The sequence below is a fragment of the Paraburkholderia sp. Ac-20347 genome (assembly GCF_017104805.1).
In the GTDB taxonomy this organism is placed as follows: Bacteria; Pseudomonadota; Gammaproteobacteria; order Burkholderiales; family Burkholderiaceae; genus Paraburkholderia; species Paraburkholderia tropica.
The window spans coordinates 1-15229 of the sequence record NZ_JAAGPN010000060.1 but is presented as its reverse complement, the minus strand read 5'-3'; the positions used below and the strand labels follow the sequence as shown (position 1 = coordinate 15229).

The following is a 15229-nucleotide window of genomic DNA, read 5'->3' as shown; positions in this document are numbered from 1 at the left end:
AGCGGAAAAGAGCGGAGGGAAAACGGGGAAGAACTGCGCAGAACCGCGCGAAGACTACGCGAGCAATAGACGACAAATACGCGATTGAAACGCGCGTGCGCACGGTGCGCACGCTGTCTACGAATCAGCGAATCAATGAATCCGCGACGCGGCGAGCGCGGAGAACCCGCGCCCGCGGCAAGCGAAGCGCGCGGACTCAGGCGCGCTTCTGCGCGACGCGCAGCGCACCGACGATCGTCACGATGGCCGCGACCACCGACAGCATCACAAGCGCGCCAAAGGGCAGCTGCACGAAACTGCCGACCACGAGCAGCAGCGAGCCGAGCACGAGCAGTACCGCGCCCATTTTCACCTTGCGCGCCAGCTGCATGATGTAACCGATGATCAGGAATGCCCACATCACGAGGAAGGTCGCGAAGAACATGGCGGCCTCCTGGTTTCCGACGTGATGCAGCAGATGCGAAAAGTCGGCGATGCACGCCACCAGATTCAGGATGAGACCGACACCAACGACCCACATGATTACCGCCTCCAGATTCAGAAAATTGCTGCCGGCGCGCCGCGAAAGTTCGTACGCCGACAGACTTGGCGCGCTACGTTAGCACGCGCCGCTAACACGCGCAGCGACCGCGCCAGCGGTGCGGCGCGGGGTCGCACATGCAGCGGCCAGGCAATGCCTCGCCGCGTCGCGCGCACGCCGTGCACGTAACCCGTGAATGCAATACCAGGCACTACGAACCGCTGCGCCCGCCAGCCCGAGAAAGGCCCATAAAAAAAGCCGTCTGGCGTGAACCAGACGGCTTTTTGGGGTGCGCATGGCGCACGAGCGGAGCATCAGGCGGCTTGCGCCGCCCTCCTGCTTACTCGTCCGTCGTATGCGGCTGTTCCGGCACTTCGGCAGCCGGGGTTTCCGGTGCACCGAAGTCGAACGCTTCTTCCGCTGCGATCTGGTCGAAACGCTCGCGATCCGACGATTCCTTCGCACGGCGCGCCTTGTGGAACGCGAGACCCGTACCGGCCGGAATCAGACGGCCGACGATCACGTTTTCCTTCAGGCCACGCAGATCGTCGCGCTTGCCCATGATCGCCGCTTCGGTCAGCACGCGGGTCGTTTCCTGGAACGATGCCGCCGAGATGAACGAGTCGGTCGAGAGCGATGCCTTCGTGATACCGAGCAGCACGTTCTCGTACGTCGCCGGACGCTTGTCTTCCGCGATCATCTTGTCGTTCTCGTCGAGCATGTCCGAACGCTCGACTTGTTCGCCAGGGATGAAACGCGTATCGCCGTTGTCGGTGATCTGAACACGACGGAGCATCTGACGCACGATCACTTCGATGTGCTTGTCGTTGATCTTCACGCCCTGCAGACGGTACACGTCCTGCACTTCGTCCACGATGTAACGCGACAGCGCTTCGATACCCTGCAGACGCAGGATGTCGTGCGGATCGGCCGGGCCGTCCACGATCATTTCGCCCTTGTTGACGACCTGTGCATCGTGAACCAGAACCTGCTTTTCCTTCGCGATCAGGAACTCGTGCTGATTGCCTTCGAGGTCCGTGATAACGAGACGCTGCTTGCCCTTCGTGTCCTTACCGAACGACGTCGTACCCGTGACTTCCGCCAGGATACCTGCGTCCTTCGGCGAACGTGCTTCGAACAGTTCCGCCACACGCGGCAGACCACCGGTAATGTCACGCGTCTTCTGCGCTTCAGTCGGGATACGTGCGAGCACTTCACCGACCTGCACTTGCTGACCGTCCTTCACCGTGATCAGAGCGCCGACCTGGAAGCCGATCTGCACCGAATGCTCGGTGTTCGGGATCTTGACTTCGTCGCCGTTCGCGTCGAGCAGCTTGACCTGCGGACGCACGCTCTTCGAAGCCTGCGAACCGCGGCGCTTCACGTCGATCACGACGAGGGTCGACAGACCCGTCACATCGTCGATCTGCTTGGCAACCGTCACGCCTTCTTCGACGTTTTCGAACTTCACCGTACCACCGTACTCGGTGATGATCGGGCGCGTCAGCGGATCCCACGTGGCGAGCTGCGTACCGGCCTTGATCGCGTCGCCGTCGAGTTGCAGCAGCGTCGCGCCGTACGGCACCTTGTGACGCTCGCGCTCGCGGCCGTGATCGTCGGCGATGATGGCTTCGCCCGAGCGCGAAATGACGATCTGCTCGCCCTTCGCGTTCGTGACGTAACGCATCGTCGCCGTGAAGCGGACCGTACCGTTCGACTTGGCTTCAACCGACGAGGCCACTGCTGCACGCGATGCCGCACCACCGATGTGGAACGTACGCATCGTGAGCTGCGTGCCCGGTTCGCCGATCGACTGTGCTGCGATCACGCCGACGGCTTCGCCGACGTTCACGCGCGAGCCACGACCCAGGTCGCGGCCATAGCACGAAGCGCACAGACCGTAACGCGTTTCGCAGGTCAGCGGCGTGCGCACGCGCACTTCGTCGATGCCGAGGCTTTCGATCGTTTCGACTGCGTCTTCGTCGAGCAGGTCGCCCGAAGCGTAGATCGTTTCCTGGGTTTCAGGATTGACGACGTCCGCCACCGCAACGCGGCCGAGAATACGGTCGCGCAGCGCTTCGACGACTTCACCGCCTTCCACGAGTGCCTTCATCGCCACGCCGTTCGACGTGCCGCAATCTTCTTCGACGACCACGAGATCCTGCGTCACGTCGACGAGACGACGCGTCAGGTAACCCGAGTTCGCGGTCTTCAGTGCCGTATCAGCCAGACCCTTACGTGCACCGTGGGTCGAGATGAAGTACTGCAACACGTTCAGACCTTCGCGGAAGTTCGCGGTAATCGGCGTTTCGATAATCGAGCCGTCCGGCTTCGCCATCAGGCCGCGCATACCCGCCAGCTGGCGAATCTGGGTTGCGGAACCCCGCGCGCCCGAGTCGGCCATCATGTAGATCGAGTTGAACGATTCCTGACGCGTTTCCTTGCCGTCACGGTCGACCACCGGTTCCGTCGCGAGCTGCTCCATCATCGCCTTGCCGACCGCTTCCGACGTGTTCGACCAGATGTCGACCACGTTGTTGTAGCGTTCCTGCGCGGTGACGAGACCCGACATGTACTGACGGTCGTATTCCTTCACCTTCTTCGCGGCTTCGCCGACGATGGTTTCCTTCTGCGGCGGCACGAGCATGTCGTCCACGCAGATCGAAATACCGGCGCGCGTTGCCAGACGGAAACCCGACTGCATCAGCTGGTCGGCGAAGATCACCGTTTCACGCAGACCGCACTTGCGGAACGCGGTGTTGATCAGACGCGAGATTTCCTTCTTCTTCAGCGGCTTGTTCAGCACCGAGAACGGCAGACCCGGCGGAAGGATTTCCGACAGGATCGAACGGCCAACCGTCGTCGCGTACAGCGAGATCTTCGGCACGAATGCCGGTGCGCCTTCCGACTTGTCCTCGTTGTGGACCATTTCGGTGATACGCACGTTCACGCGCGAAGCCAGCTCGACTTCCTTGTTCTCGTACGCGCGGAGGACTTCCGACACGCCCGTGAACGTCATGCCTTCGCCCTTGCCGTTGATCGCTTCACGCGTGGCGTAGTACAGGCCCAGCACGATATCCTGCGACGGCACGATCGACGGATCGCCGTTGGCCGGGAACAGGACGTTGTTCGACGCCAGCATCAGCGTGCGCGCTTCCATCTGCGCTTCGAGCGACAGCGGCACGTGAACAGCCATCTGGTCACCGTCGAAGTCGGCGTTGAACGCCGCGCAAACGAGCGGGTGCAGCTGGATTGCCTTACCTTCGATCAGCACCGGCTCGAAAGCCTGAATGCCAAGACGGTGAAGCGTCGGTGCACGGTTCAGCATGACCGGATGCTCGCGGATCACCTCTTCGAGGATGTCCCACACCACCGGCGTCTGGTTCTCGACTTCCTTCTTCGCAGCCTTGATGGTCGTCGCGACGCCCATCGTTTCCAGCTTGTTGAAGATGAACGGCTTGAACAGTTCGAGCGCCATCAGCTTCGGCAGACCGCACTGGTGAAGCTTGAGCGTCGGACCCACCACGATGACCGAACGGCCCGAGTAGTCGACGCGCTTACCCAGCAGGTTCTGACGGAAGCGACCGCCCTTACCCTTGATCATGTCGGCGAGCGACTTCAGCGGACGCTTGTTCGCGCCCGTCATCGCCTTGCCGCGACGGCCGTTATCGAGCAGCGAGTCAACCGCTTCCTGGAGCATCCGCTTTTCGTTGCGGACGATGATCTCCGGCGCCTTCAGCTCGAGCAGACGCTTCAGACGGTTGTTACGGTTGATGACGCGGCGATACAGGTCGTTCAGGTCCGAAGTGGCGAAGCGGCCACCGTCCAGCGGCACCAGCGGACGCAGTTCGGGCGGCAGCACCGGCAGCACTTCGAGCACCATCCATTCGGGCTTGATGCCCGAACGCTGGAAGGCCTCGAGCACCTTCAGGCGCTTCGCGTACTTCTTGATCTTCGCTTCCGAGCCGGTGTTCTTCAGCTCGGTGCGCAGCGTTTCGACCTGTTCGTCGATGTTGATCGCACGCAGCAGTTCACGTACGCCTTCCGCGCCCATCTCGGCGCGGAATTCGTCACCGTACTCTTCGACCTTATTGTAGTAATCCTCTTCGGTCATGATCTGACGCGCCTTCAGCGGCGTCATGCCCGGTTCGATCACCACATAGGCTTCGAAGTACAGCACGCGTTCGATGTCGCGCAGCGTCATGTCGAGCACCATGCCCAGACGCGACGGCAGCGACTTCAGGAACCAGATGTGCGCGACCGGCGAGGCCAGTTCGATGTGGCCCATGCGTTCGCGACGCACCTTCGCCAGCGTGACTTCAACGCCGCACTTCTCGCAGATCACGCCACGGTGCTTCAGGCGCTTGTACTTGCCGCACAGGCACTCGTAGTCCTTGATCGGCCCGAAGATCTTCGCGCAGAACAGACCATCGCGTTCCGGCTTGAACGTACGGTAATTGATGGTCTCCGGCTTCTTCACTTCACCGAACGACCACGAGCGGATCTTGTCCGGCGAGGCCAGACCGATCTTGATCGCGTCAAAAACTTCTTCTTGTTGGACTTGCTTGAATAGATCGAGCAGAGCTTTCATTGCCTTCTCTCCGTAGTCCGATTAGTTGCGGTCGAGGTCGATGTCGATACCGAGCGAACGGATTTCCTTCACCAGCACATTGAAGGATTCCGGCATGCCTGCATCGATCACGTGGTCGCCCTTGACGAGGTTTTCGTACACCTTCGTCCGGCCGTTCACGTCGTCCGACTTCACCGTCAACATTTCTTGCAGCACGTACGAAGCGCCATACGCTTCGAGCGCCCACACTTCCATTTCACCGAAGCGCTGGCCACCGAACTGCGCCTTACCACCCAGCGGCTGCTGCGTGACGAGCGAGTACGGACCCGTCGAACGCGCGTGCATCTTGTCGTCGACAAGGTGGTGCAGCTTCAGGTAGTGCATGTAACCCACGGTCACGGTGCGCTCGAACATCTCGCCCGTGCGGCCGTCGTACAGACGCACCTGGTTCTTCGACGGCGTCATGCCGAGGTTCGCGGCGATGTCGTCCGGGTAAGCCAGATCGAGCATCTTGCCCATTTCCTCTTCGGTCGCACCGTCGAACACCGGCGTTGCGAACGGCACGCCTTCGCGCAGGTTCTTCGCGAGTTCGAAGATTTCGTCGTCGCTGAAGCTGTCGAGGTCTTCCTTGTGGCCCGATTCGTTGTAGATCTTCGTGAGGAACTCACGCAGCTCTGCAATCTTGGTCTGACGCGCGAGCATTTCGCCAATACGCCAGCCCAGACCCTTCGCGGCCCAACCGAGGTGCACTTCGAGAACCTGACCCACGTTCATCCGCGACGGAACGCCCAGCGGGTTCAGCACGACGTCGGCCGGACGGCCATCGGCCATGTACGGCATGTCTTCGATCGGCACGATCTTCGACACGACACCCTTGTTACCGTGACGGCCTGCCATCTTGTCGCCAGGCTGCAGACGACGCTTGACGGCGAGGTACACCTTGACCATCTTCAGCACGCCCGGCGGCAGTTCGTCGCCTTGCGTGAGCTTCTTGCGCTTCTCTTCGAACGCCAGATCGAACTGGTGACGCTTTTCTTCGATCGAGTTCTTGATCGCTTCGAGCTGCGCCGCTGCTTCTTCGTCCGCGAGGCGGATGTCGAACCAGTGGTAGTGGTCGAGGTCGCTCAGGTAAGCCTGATCGATCTTCGTACCCTTCGCGAGCTTCTTCGGACCGCCGTTCGCGACCTTGCCCTCGAGCATGCGCGCGAGACGCTGGAACGCGTCGCCTTCCACGATACGCAGCTGGTCGTTCAGGTCGAGGCGATAACGCTTCAGTTCATCGTCGATGATCTGTTGCGCGCGCTTGTCGCGCGTGATGCCTTCGCGCGTGAACACCTGCACGTCGATGACCGTGCCGCTCATGCCCGACGGCACGCGCAGCGACGTGTCCTTCACGTCCGAAGCCTTCTCGCCGAAGATCGCGCGCAGCAGCTTTTCTTCCGGCGTGAGCTGGGTTTCGCCCTTCGGCGTGACCTTGCCCACGAGCACGTCGCCCGCTTCGACTTCCGCGCCGATGTACACGATGCCCGACTCGTCGAGACGGCCAAGCTGCACTTCCGCGAGGTTCGAAATGTCGCGCGTGATTTCTTCCGGTCCGAGCTTCGTGTCGCGTGCAACGACATTCAGTTCTTCGATGTGGATCGACGTGTAGCGATCGTCGGCCACGACCTTCTCCGAGATCAGGATCGAGTCTTCGAAGTTGTAGCCGTTCCACGGCATGAACGCGATCAGCATGTTCTGGCCGAGCGCGAGCTCGCCCAGATCGGTCGATGCGCCGTCAGCCAGCACGTCGCCACGCGACACCCAGTCGCCCATCTTCACGATCGGACGCTGGTTGATGTTCGTGTTCTGGTTCGAACGCGTGTACTTGATCAGGTTGTAGATGTCCACGCCGACTTCACCGGCGACGGCTTCATCGTCGTTCACGCGAATCACGATACGGCCCGCGTCGACGTAATCCACCACGCCGCCACGCAGCGCCTGAACCGTCGTACCCGAGTCGACCGCAACCGTACGCTCGATACCCGTACCGACGACCGGCTTTTCCGGACGCAGGCAAGGCACGGCCTGACGCTGCATGTTCGAACCCATCAGTGCGCGGTTCGCGTCATCGTGCTCGAGGAACGGAATCAGCGAAGCAGCCACCGAGACGATCTGCGACGGCGCCACGTCCATGTACTGGATGCGGTCCGGCGTGACCATCAGCGTTTCGCCCGCTTCACGCGACGAGACGAGTTCGTCGGTCAGCGTGCCGTCGTCGGCCACTGCCGCGTTCGCCTGAGCGATCACGTAACGGCCTTCTTCGATTGCCGACAGGTAGTCGATCTGGTCGGTCACCTTGCTGTCCACGACCTTGCGATACGGCGTTTCGAGGAAGCCGTATTCGTTCAGGTGCGCGTACAGAGCGAGCGAGTTGATCAGACCAATGTTCGGACCTTCCGGCGTCTCAATCGGACACACGCGGCCGTAGTGGGTCGGGTGCACGTCGCGGACTTCAAAGCCAGCGCGCTCGCGCGTCAGACCGCCCGGGCCAAGTGCCGACACGCGGCGCTTGTGGGTGATTTCCGACAGCGGGTTGGTCTGGTCCATGAACTGCGACAGCTGCGACGAACCGAAGAACTCGCGAATCGCCGACGAAATCGGCTTCGAGTTGATCAGGTCGTGCGGCATCAGGTTTTCGCTTTCGGCCTGGCCGAGGCGTTCCTTGACTGCACGTTCGACACGCACGAGACCGGCGCGGAACTGGTTTTCCGCCAGTTCGCCGACGCAACGCACGCGACGGTTGCCCAAGTGGTCGATGTCGTCCACTTCGCCCTTGCCGTTGCGCAGCTCGACGAGGATCTTGATCGTCGCGAGGATGTCGTCGTCCTGCAGCGTCATCGGGCCGACGATTTCGTCACGGCCCACGCGGCGGTTGAACTTCATACGACCCACCTTCGAGAGGTCGTACGCTTCTTCGCTGTAGAACAGGCGGTTGAACAGGGCCTCGACCGCTTCTTCGGTCGGCGGCTCGCCCGGACGCATCATGCGGTAGATCGCGATGCGCGCGGCCGTCTTGTCGGCGGTTTCGTCGATACGCAGTGTCGACGAGATGTACGGACCCTGGTCCAGATCGTTCGTGTAGAGCGTCTGGATGTCCTTGATCTTCGCTTCGCGCAGCTTGTCGAGCACACCTTCGGTGATTTCGTCGTTCGCGTTCGCGATCACTTCGCCCGTGTCGCCGTCGACGACGTTCTTCGCCAGAACGCGGCCGAGCAGATAGTCTTCGGGGACCGAAATGTAGGTGGTCTTGGCGCTTTCGAGGTCGCGAATGTGCTTCGCGTTGATGCGCTTGTCCTTCTGGACGATGACCTTGCCTTCGCGATCCGAAATGTCGAAGCGCGCGACTTCACCACGCAGACGCTCCGGCACGAACTCCATCTGCGCGCCTTCCGGCATCAGCGTGAAGTTATCGAACACGAAGAAGTTCGCGAGGATCTGTTCCGGCGTGAGGCCGATGGCCTTCAGCAGGATCGTGACCGGCATCTTGCGGCGGCGGTCGACGCGGAAGTACAGCACGTCCTTCGGGTCGAACTCGAAATCGAGCCACGAACCACGGTAAGGAATGATACGAGCGGAGAACAGCAGTTTGCCCGAGCTGTGCGTCTTGCCCTTGTCGTGTTCGAAGAACACGCCAGGCGAACGGTGCAGCTGCGAGACGATCACACGCTCGGTGCCGTTGATGACGAACGAACCGGTCGGCGTCATGAGCGGAATTTCGCCCATGTACACTTCCTGTTCCTTCACTTCCTTGACGACCGGCTTGCTCGGCGATTCTTTGTCGTGCAGGACGAGGCGCACCTTCGCGCGCAGCGCCGAGCAGTACGTCAGACCGCGCTGCTGGCATTCCTTGATGTTGAATGCCGGCGGCGACAGCATGTAGCTGACGAACTCTAGACGAGCAAAGCCGTTATGGGAAACAATAGGAAAAACAGACGAAAACGCTGCTTGCAGACCTTCCGACTTGCGCTGGGCGCTCGCCGTTTCTGCTTGCAGGAACGTGCTGAATGATTCAAGCTGGGTAGCCAGCAGGAAAGGAACTTGGTGAACGATGGGGCGTTTCGCGAAACTCTTGCGAATACGCTTCTTCTCGGTGAAGGAATATTGCATACGATCTCCGAATCACGGCGGGTAGGACGACCCGAGTGTTCACCGACTGAGACCCGATGGCTTCGCGAGCCTTGGAAGCTTGGTGGTTGGCCTCTACCAACCGCTGGCTGACGGCAGCGGATTTGGGCTTGTCATAACTTACCCGCTGCCCGACCAAACTTGCCTTCTGCAGTCGCTTCAGAAGACAAAGAGAAGCGTCGTGCGTCTGGATGTCCTTCATGCCGTTCTGGCACTCACCCTGAACAAGACGTTTTTCTTTGGCTTCTGGGTCCCGCATCCTGCCTCCGACTCCTAAAAATCGAACACAAAAACGCAGTCCCCACAAAGCACAAAAAGGCCGGCGGTGTAAAAACCGCCAGCCTTCGCACAGCGCGCTGAAACTTACTTGATTTCAGCCTTCGCGCCGGCTTCTTCCAGCTTCTTCTTCGCTTCTTCAGCAGCAGCCTTGGGCACCGCTTCCTTCACGGGCTTCGGTGCACCGTCGACCAGGTCCTTCGCTTCCTTCAGGCCGAGACCCGTCAGTTCACGAACGGCCTTAATGACCGAAACCTTGTTCGCGCCTGCTTCGAGCAGGTTGACCGTGAATTCGGTCTGCTCTTCAGCTGCAGCAGCTGCGCCGCCGCCTGCCGGGCCAGCGACTGCCACAGCAGCTGCCGACACGCCAAACTTCTCTTCGAATGCCTTGACCAGTTCGTTCAGTTCGAGAACCGACATCGAGCCAACGGCTTCGAGGATGTCTTCTTTTGCGATTGCCATTTGAAATTACTCCAGATTTGAATTCGGAAACAGCTAGCGATCTTCGCTTGCTCTTGCTTGTTCGTCTGCTGCTTGAACTTAAGCAGCTTCTGCTTGCTTCTTCTCTGCCAGCGCGGCGAGTGCACGCGCGAAGCCGGAGACAGGAGCTTGCATAACGAACAGCAGCTTCGAGAGCAGTTCTTCGCGGCTCGGGATGTTGGCCAGCGCTTGCACGCCTGCCACGTCCATCACCTTGCCTTCGTAGGAACCAGCCTTGATGACCAACTTGTCATTGCTCTTCGCGAAGTCGTTCACGACCTTCGCTGCAGCAATTGCATCTTCCGAGATGCCGTAGATCAGGGGGCCAGTCATCTGCTCTGCCAGCGGAGCAAACGGGGTACCTTCGACAGCGCGACGCGCCAGCGTGTTCTTCAACACGCGCAGGTACACCTGCTGCTCACGCGCTTTCGCGCGCAGCTTGGTCAGATCGCCAACCGCGATTCCACGATACTCGGCCAGCACCATGGTCTGAGCCTTCGCGACTTGCGCGGAGACTTCAGCCACGACGGCCTGCTTACCTTCTTTGTTCAGTGGCACGGTTAACCTCCAGATTCGACACCCAACGCGATTGCGCCAGATGCCGCGTTCAACAACGGCGACCGACCAGTCCGGAGTAAATCAGTTTGCATCTTCAGGCGTTTCCACCTGGTTCAGCTCACATCAGCACTTCAAAACTTTTTCGGGTTCGCCATCTGCGTTGGCTTTGCATTAAGGAAGCACCCAACGACTGCACTTCCGCCAACGGTCTTTGACAACCGGTTGTGCCGCGCAAACTGCCGCTGCACAACCGCCCAAAGCCCTTTAAATCCGCACTGCGATCTGGGTAGCAAGCTACGTTCCAGACTTCAGCGCGGCAAAACTTGTTGCGACGCTTACCGCGGCAATCAGGCTGCCAGCGACGACTGGTCGACGCGAACGCCAACGCCCATCGTGCTCGAAACAGCGATCTTGCGCAGGTACACGCCCTTGCTCGTTGCCGGCTTGGCCTTCGTCAGCGCTTCGAGGAGCGCGTCGAGGTTGCTGCGCAGCGCGGTCGGCTCGAACGATGCACGGCCGATGGTCGCGTGGATGATACCGGCCTTGTCGACACGGAATTGCACCTGACCAGCCTTCGCGTTCTTGACCGCGGTGGCGACGTCCGGCGTAACCGTACCGACCTTCGGGTTCGGCATCAGGCCACGCGGGCCGAGGATCTGACCCAGCGTACCGACGATACGCATCGTGTCCGGCGAAGCGATCACGATGTCGAAGTTCAGGTTGCCGCCCTTGATCTGCTCGGCGAGGTCTTCCATGCCGACGATTTCCGCGCCAGCTGCCTTAGCCTGCTCAGCCTTCTCGCCTTGCGCGAACACAGCAACGCGAACCGACTTGCCGGTACCTGCGGGCAGAACGACCGAACCACGAACGACCTGGTCCGACTTCTTCGCATCGATGCCGAGCTGGACTGCGACGTCGATCGACTCGTCGAACTTCGCCGTTGCGCATTCCTTCACGAGCGACAGTGCGTCGACGATTGCGTATTGCTTCTGGCGATCGATCTTCGCGGCCAGAGCCTTTTGACGCTTCGAAATCTTAGCCATTTACACGCCCTCCACGACGATGCCCATCGAGCGGGCGCTACCAGCGATCGTGCGGACCGCTGCATCCATATCGGCTGCCGTGAGGTCCGGCATCTTGGTCTTGGCGATTTCTTCGGCTTGCGCGCGCGTGATCGTAGCGACCTTGTCGGTGTGCGGCTTGGCCGAACCCTTGTCGACCTTCGCTGCCTTCTTGATCAGAACCGTAGCCGGCGGCGTCTTCAGAACGAACGTGAAGCTCTTGTCCGCGAACGCGGTGATCACGACCGGAATCGGCAGACCCGGTTCCAGAGCTTGAGTCTGCGCGTTGAACGCCTTGCAGAACTCCATGATGTTCAGGCCGCGTTGGCCCAGTGCCGGACCGACCGGCGGCGACGGGTTGGCTTTACCTGCAGGAATCTGCAGCTTGATAAAGCCGATGATTTTCTTTGCCATGTTGAAAACCTCTTTGGAACGCGTGAGCGTTCGGGTGAGTGGTAGCGCGCTGTCACCCAATCTTCGCTGTACCAAACATCTTCTACAGCCGACTGGACTACTGGCGCTCCTCTACGGCCATGACGCGGACCGTAAGCGCGGAAAAACGGACCGCACCAAAGATGCGATCCGTCGTATTCGATTTACAGCTTTTCGACCTGGCCGAATTCGAGTTCGACTGGTGTGGCGCGGCCAAAAATGGTGACGGAGACCCGGACGCGCGATTTTTCGTAGTTGACTTCTTCGACGCTGCCGTTGAAGTCCGTGAACGGACCTTCCTTCACGCGGACCATCTCGCCGACTTCGAACAGGGTCTTGGGGCGCGGCTTCTCAACGCCTTCCTGCATCTGCGACATGATCTTTTCGACTTCGCGCGGCGAAATCGGGCTCGGGCGATTACGCGCCCCGCCGACAAAACCGGTCACCTTTGCCGTGTTCTTCACGAGGTGCCACGTTTCGTCCGTCATTTCCATTTCGACCAGGACGTATCCCGGGAAGAAACGACGTTCGGTCACCGACTTGTGACCGCCCTTCACCTCGACGACTTCTTCAGTCGGGACGAGGATCTGGCCAAACTTGTCTTGCATGCCGGCACGATCGATGCGCTCTTGAAGCGCACGTTGCACGCTCTTCTCCATGCCGGAGTAGGCGTGCACCACATACCAACGTTTTCCGCTCGGGGATGCCGGTGTATCGCTCATATCATTTCCAACCCAGAATCGCCGAGAAAATCACCCATTCGATGGATTTGTCGCAAACCCACAGAAAGATGGCCATTACCAGCACAAAACCGAAGACGACCAACGTCGTTTGCGTGGCCTCTTTACGAGTCGGCCAGACGACCTTGCGAACTTCTTTGTACGAGTCTTTGGCAAACGCGATGAAGCTCTTGCCGGGCGCCGAGAGAAGACCGACTACCACCCCCGCGATCACGCCAACTGCAAGCGCTGCACCGCGGACATACCACTCCTGGCTACCGAGCCAGTAGAACCCTACGAACCCGGCCACAACCAACAATACACCTGCTGCAAGCATCAGCTTGTCGCTGGAAGTATTTACAGTTTCGACGGAAGGATTCGCCATAACACCTTAAAGAACAACGCGCCGTAGCGCGTAAAGTTGGCAGGGGCAGAGGGAATCGAACCCCCAACCTTCGGTTTTGGAGACCGACGCTCTGCCAGTTGAGCTATACCCCTAAACCATTTGGGGTGATGGTAACCACCACCCCGAAACCACTTAGTCGATCAACGAGACTGGCAAAAACTTACTCGATGATCTTCGCGACGACGCCGGCGCCGACGGTACGGCCACCTTCGCGGATTGCGAAGCGCAGACCTTCTTCCATCGCGATCGGAGCGATCAGCTTCACCGTGATCGACACGTTGTCGCCCGGCATGACCATTTCCTTGTCCTTCGGCAGCTCGATCGAGCCCGTCACGTCCGTCGTACGGAAGTAGAACTGCGGACGGTAGTTGTTGAAGAACGGCGTGTGACGGCCGCCTTCGTCCTTGCTCAGCACGTACACTTCAGCCGTGAAGTGCGTGTGCGGCGTGATCGAACCCGGCTTGGCCAGAACCTGGCCGCGCTCGACGTCTTCACGCTTCGTGCCGCGCAGCAGGATACCGACGTTGTCGCCTGCCTGACCCTGGTCGAGCAGCTTGCGGAACATTTCCACGCCCGTGCAGGTCGTCTTCACCGTCGGCTTGATACCGACGATTTCGATTTCTTCGCCGACCTTGACGATGCCGCGCTCAACGCGACCCGTCACCACCGTGCCACGACCCGAGATCGAGAACACGTCTTCCACCGGCATCAGGAACGCGCCGTCAACTGCGCGCTCCGGCGTCGGGATGTACGTGTCCAGCGCGTCGGCCAGGCTCATGATCGCCACTTCACCCAGCTCGCCCGTGTCGCCTTCCAGCGCCAGCTTGGCCGAACCCTTGACGATCGGCGTGTCGTCGCCCGGGAAGTCGTACTTCGACAGAAGTTCGCGCACTTCCATTTCGACCAGCTCGAGCAGCTCGGCGTCGTCGACCATGTCGCACTTGTTCAGGAAGACGATGATGTACGGAACGCCAACCTGACGCGCCAGCAGGATGTGCTCACGCGTTTGCGGCATCGGGCCGTCAGCAGCCGAGCAAACCAGGATCGCGCCGTCCATCTGTGCCGCGCCCGTGATCATGTTCTTCACGTAGTCAGCGTGGCCCGGGCAGTCGACGTGTGCGTAGTGGCGGTTAGCCGTTTCGTACTCGACGTGCGCGGTGTTGATGGTAATACCACGTGCCTTTTCTTCCGGCGCTGCGTCGATCTGGTCGTACGCCTTGGCTTCGCCACCGAACTTCTTGGTCAGAACCGTCGTGATAGCTGCCGTCAGCGTGGTCTTGCCGTGGTCAACGTGACCGATCGTGCCCACGTTCACGTGCGGCTTGGTCCGCTCAAACTTACCCTTGGCCATTTTCGACTCCTAAGAGGATTTTTCCGTACGTTGCGCGGGGCGCGCAAACAATCACTGGGTTGCTGCTGCCTGCTCGATGCGAGGCCTCTGGAGGCCTGCTAGATACCGGCTGGTGCCCATGGGCAGGATCGAACTGCCGACCTCTCCCTTACCAAGGGAGTGCTCTACCACTGAGCCACATGGGCAAAAACTGCTCTGAACTGCTTTATTGCGTAGCTGGAGCGGGTGAAGGGAATCGAACCCTCGTCGTAAGCTTGGAAGGCTTCTGCTCTACCATTGAGCTACACCCGCGAAGTTTTTCCGACTACTGCCGATTCCCGACACTTAACTTCAGCTGAATTCTGGTGGAGGAGGTTGGATTCGAACCAACGTAGGCGTAAGCCAACAGATTTACAGTCTGCCCCCTTTAGCCACTCGGGCACCCCTCCGTAGAGAACTGATGATTATGGGGTAAGTTCCGAATCGTGTCAAGCACTTTGTTCGGCGCCGAACCCACAACGCTCTCACTTATAGGGAGAGCGGAAAAGCAAAAACCCCGGCTTTTTAGGGCCGGGGTTTCGCAATAAGAAGCCTGACGATTACCTACTTTCACACGGGCAATCCGCACTATCATCGGCGTAGAGTCGTTTCACGGTCCTGTTCGGGATGGGAAGGGGTGGGACCGACTCGCTATGGTCATCAGGCATGAC

10 protein-coding genes, 4 tRNA genes and 1 rRNA gene are annotated in these 15229 nt (G+C 60.1%); all 15 read right to left on the bottom strand.

Features of this window, described 5'->3' with window-relative positions:
• Positions 1-196: 196 nt before the first annotated feature.
• Positions 197-520, bottom strand: a complete 324-nt coding sequence (locus G3N97_RS14295) for a hypothetical protein (RefSeq protein ID WP_074987828.1) — start codon at positions 518-520, stop codon at positions 197-199.
• A gap of 340 nt (positions 521-860) precedes the next feature.
• Positions 861-5111 (bottom strand): DNA-directed RNA polymerase subunit beta', encoded by a 4251-nt coding sequence (rpoC, locus tag G3N97_RS14290; RefSeq protein ID WP_074987829.1) that lies wholly within the window; start codon positions 5109-5111, stop codon positions 861-863.
• A 21-nt stretch (positions 5112-5132) separates the two neighbouring features.
• Positions 5133-9239: a DNA-directed RNA polymerase subunit beta gene (gene rpoB / locus G3N97_RS14285; RefSeq protein ID WP_205993803.1), complete on the bottom strand. Its 4107-nt coding sequence runs from the start codon at positions 9237-9239 to the stop codon at positions 5133-5135.
• A 381-nt stretch (positions 9240-9620) separates the two neighbouring features.
• A complete protein-coding gene (gene rplL, locus G3N97_RS14280) occupies positions 9621-9995 on the bottom strand; it encodes a 50S ribosomal protein L7/L12 (protein WP_027821097.1) in 375 nt (124 codons plus the stop codon).
• A gap of 78 nt (positions 9996-10073) precedes the next feature.
• Positions 10074-10571: a 50S ribosomal protein L10 gene (gene rplJ / locus G3N97_RS14275; RefSeq protein ID WP_035534644.1), complete on the bottom strand. Its 498-nt coding sequence runs from the start codon at positions 10569-10571 to the stop codon at positions 10074-10076.
• 347 nt (positions 10572-10918) lie between these two features.
• Positions 10919-11614, bottom strand: coding sequence for a 50S ribosomal protein L1 (gene rplA / locus G3N97_RS14270; RefSeq protein ID WP_074987832.1), 696 nt, complete (start codon positions 11612-11614; stop codon positions 10919-10921).
• Positions 11615-12046 (bottom strand): 50S ribosomal protein L11, encoded by a 432-nt coding sequence (rplK, locus tag G3N97_RS14265; protein WP_074987833.1) that lies wholly within the window; start codon positions 12044-12046, stop codon positions 11615-11617.
• 182 nt (positions 12047-12228) lie between these two features.
• Entirely contained in the window at positions 12229-12786 is a 558-nt protein-coding gene (gene nusG / locus G3N97_RS14260; protein ID WP_027821101.1) for a transcription termination/antitermination protein NusG, read from the bottom strand.
• A gap of 1 nt (position 12787) precedes the next feature.
• Complete coding sequence (secE, locus tag G3N97_RS14255) at positions 12788-13168, bottom strand: preprotein translocase subunit SecE (protein ID WP_028222169.1); 381 nt, start codon at positions 13166-13168, stop codon at positions 12788-12790.
• 37 nt (positions 13169-13205) lie between these two features.
• Positions 13206-13281: transfer RNA gene (locus G3N97_RS14250), tRNA-Trp, on the bottom strand.
• Between the two features lie 68 nt (positions 13282-13349).
• The gene (gene tuf / locus G3N97_RS14245) at positions 13350-14540 is read right to left on the bottom strand and encodes an elongation factor Tu (RefSeq protein WP_011350666.1); all 1191 of its coding nucleotides are present in this window, start codon (positions 14538-14540) and stop codon (positions 13350-13352) included.
• 110 nt (positions 14541-14650) lie between these two features.
• Positions 14651-14725, bottom strand: a tRNA-Thr gene (locus G3N97_RS14240).
• 32 nt (positions 14726-14757) lie between these two features.
• Positions 14758-14831 (bottom strand) — tRNA-Gly (locus G3N97_RS14235).
• A 51-nt stretch (positions 14832-14882) separates the two neighbouring features.
• Positions 14883-14968, bottom strand: a tRNA-Tyr gene (locus G3N97_RS14230).
• A 141-nt stretch (positions 14969-15109) separates the two neighbouring features.
• Positions 15110-15223, bottom strand: a 5S ribosomal RNA gene (gene rrf / locus G3N97_RS14225).
• Positions 15224-15229: the final 6 nt, after the last annotated feature.

Coding starts and splice junctions, on each gene's coding strand:
- G3N97_RS14295 (WP_074987828.1), bottom strand. CDS start 520: ATGTGGGTCGTTGGTGTCGGTCTCATCCTGAATCTGGTGGCGTGCATC.
- rpoC (WP_074987829.1), bottom strand. CDS start 5,111: ATGAAAGCTCTGCTCGATCTATTCAAGCAAGTCCAACAAGAAGAAGTT.
- rpoB (WP_205993803.1), bottom strand. CDS start 9,239: ATGCAATATTCCTTCACCGAGAAGAAGCGTATTCGCAAGAGTTTCGCG.
- rplL (WP_027821097.1), bottom strand. CDS start 9,995: ATGGCAATCGCAAAAGAAGACATCCTCGAAGCCGTTGGCTCGATGTCG.
- rplA (WP_074987832.1), bottom strand. CDS start 11,614: ATGGCTAAGATTTCGAAGCGTCAAAAGGCTCTGGCCGCGAAGATCGAT.
- rplK (WP_074987833.1), bottom strand. CDS start 12,046: ATGGCAAAGAAAATCATCGGCTTTATCAAGCTGCAGATTCCTGCAGGT.
- nusG (WP_027821101.1), bottom strand. CDS start 12,786: ATGAGCGATACACCGGCATCCCCGAGCGGAAAACGTTGGTATGTGGTG.
- secE (WP_028222169.1), bottom strand. CDS start 13,168: ATGGCGAATCCTTCCGTCGAAACTGTAAATACTTCCAGCGACAAGCTG.
- tuf (WP_011350666.1), bottom strand. CDS start 14,540: ATGGCCAAGGGTAAGTTTGAGCGGACCAAGCCGCACGTGAACGTGGGC.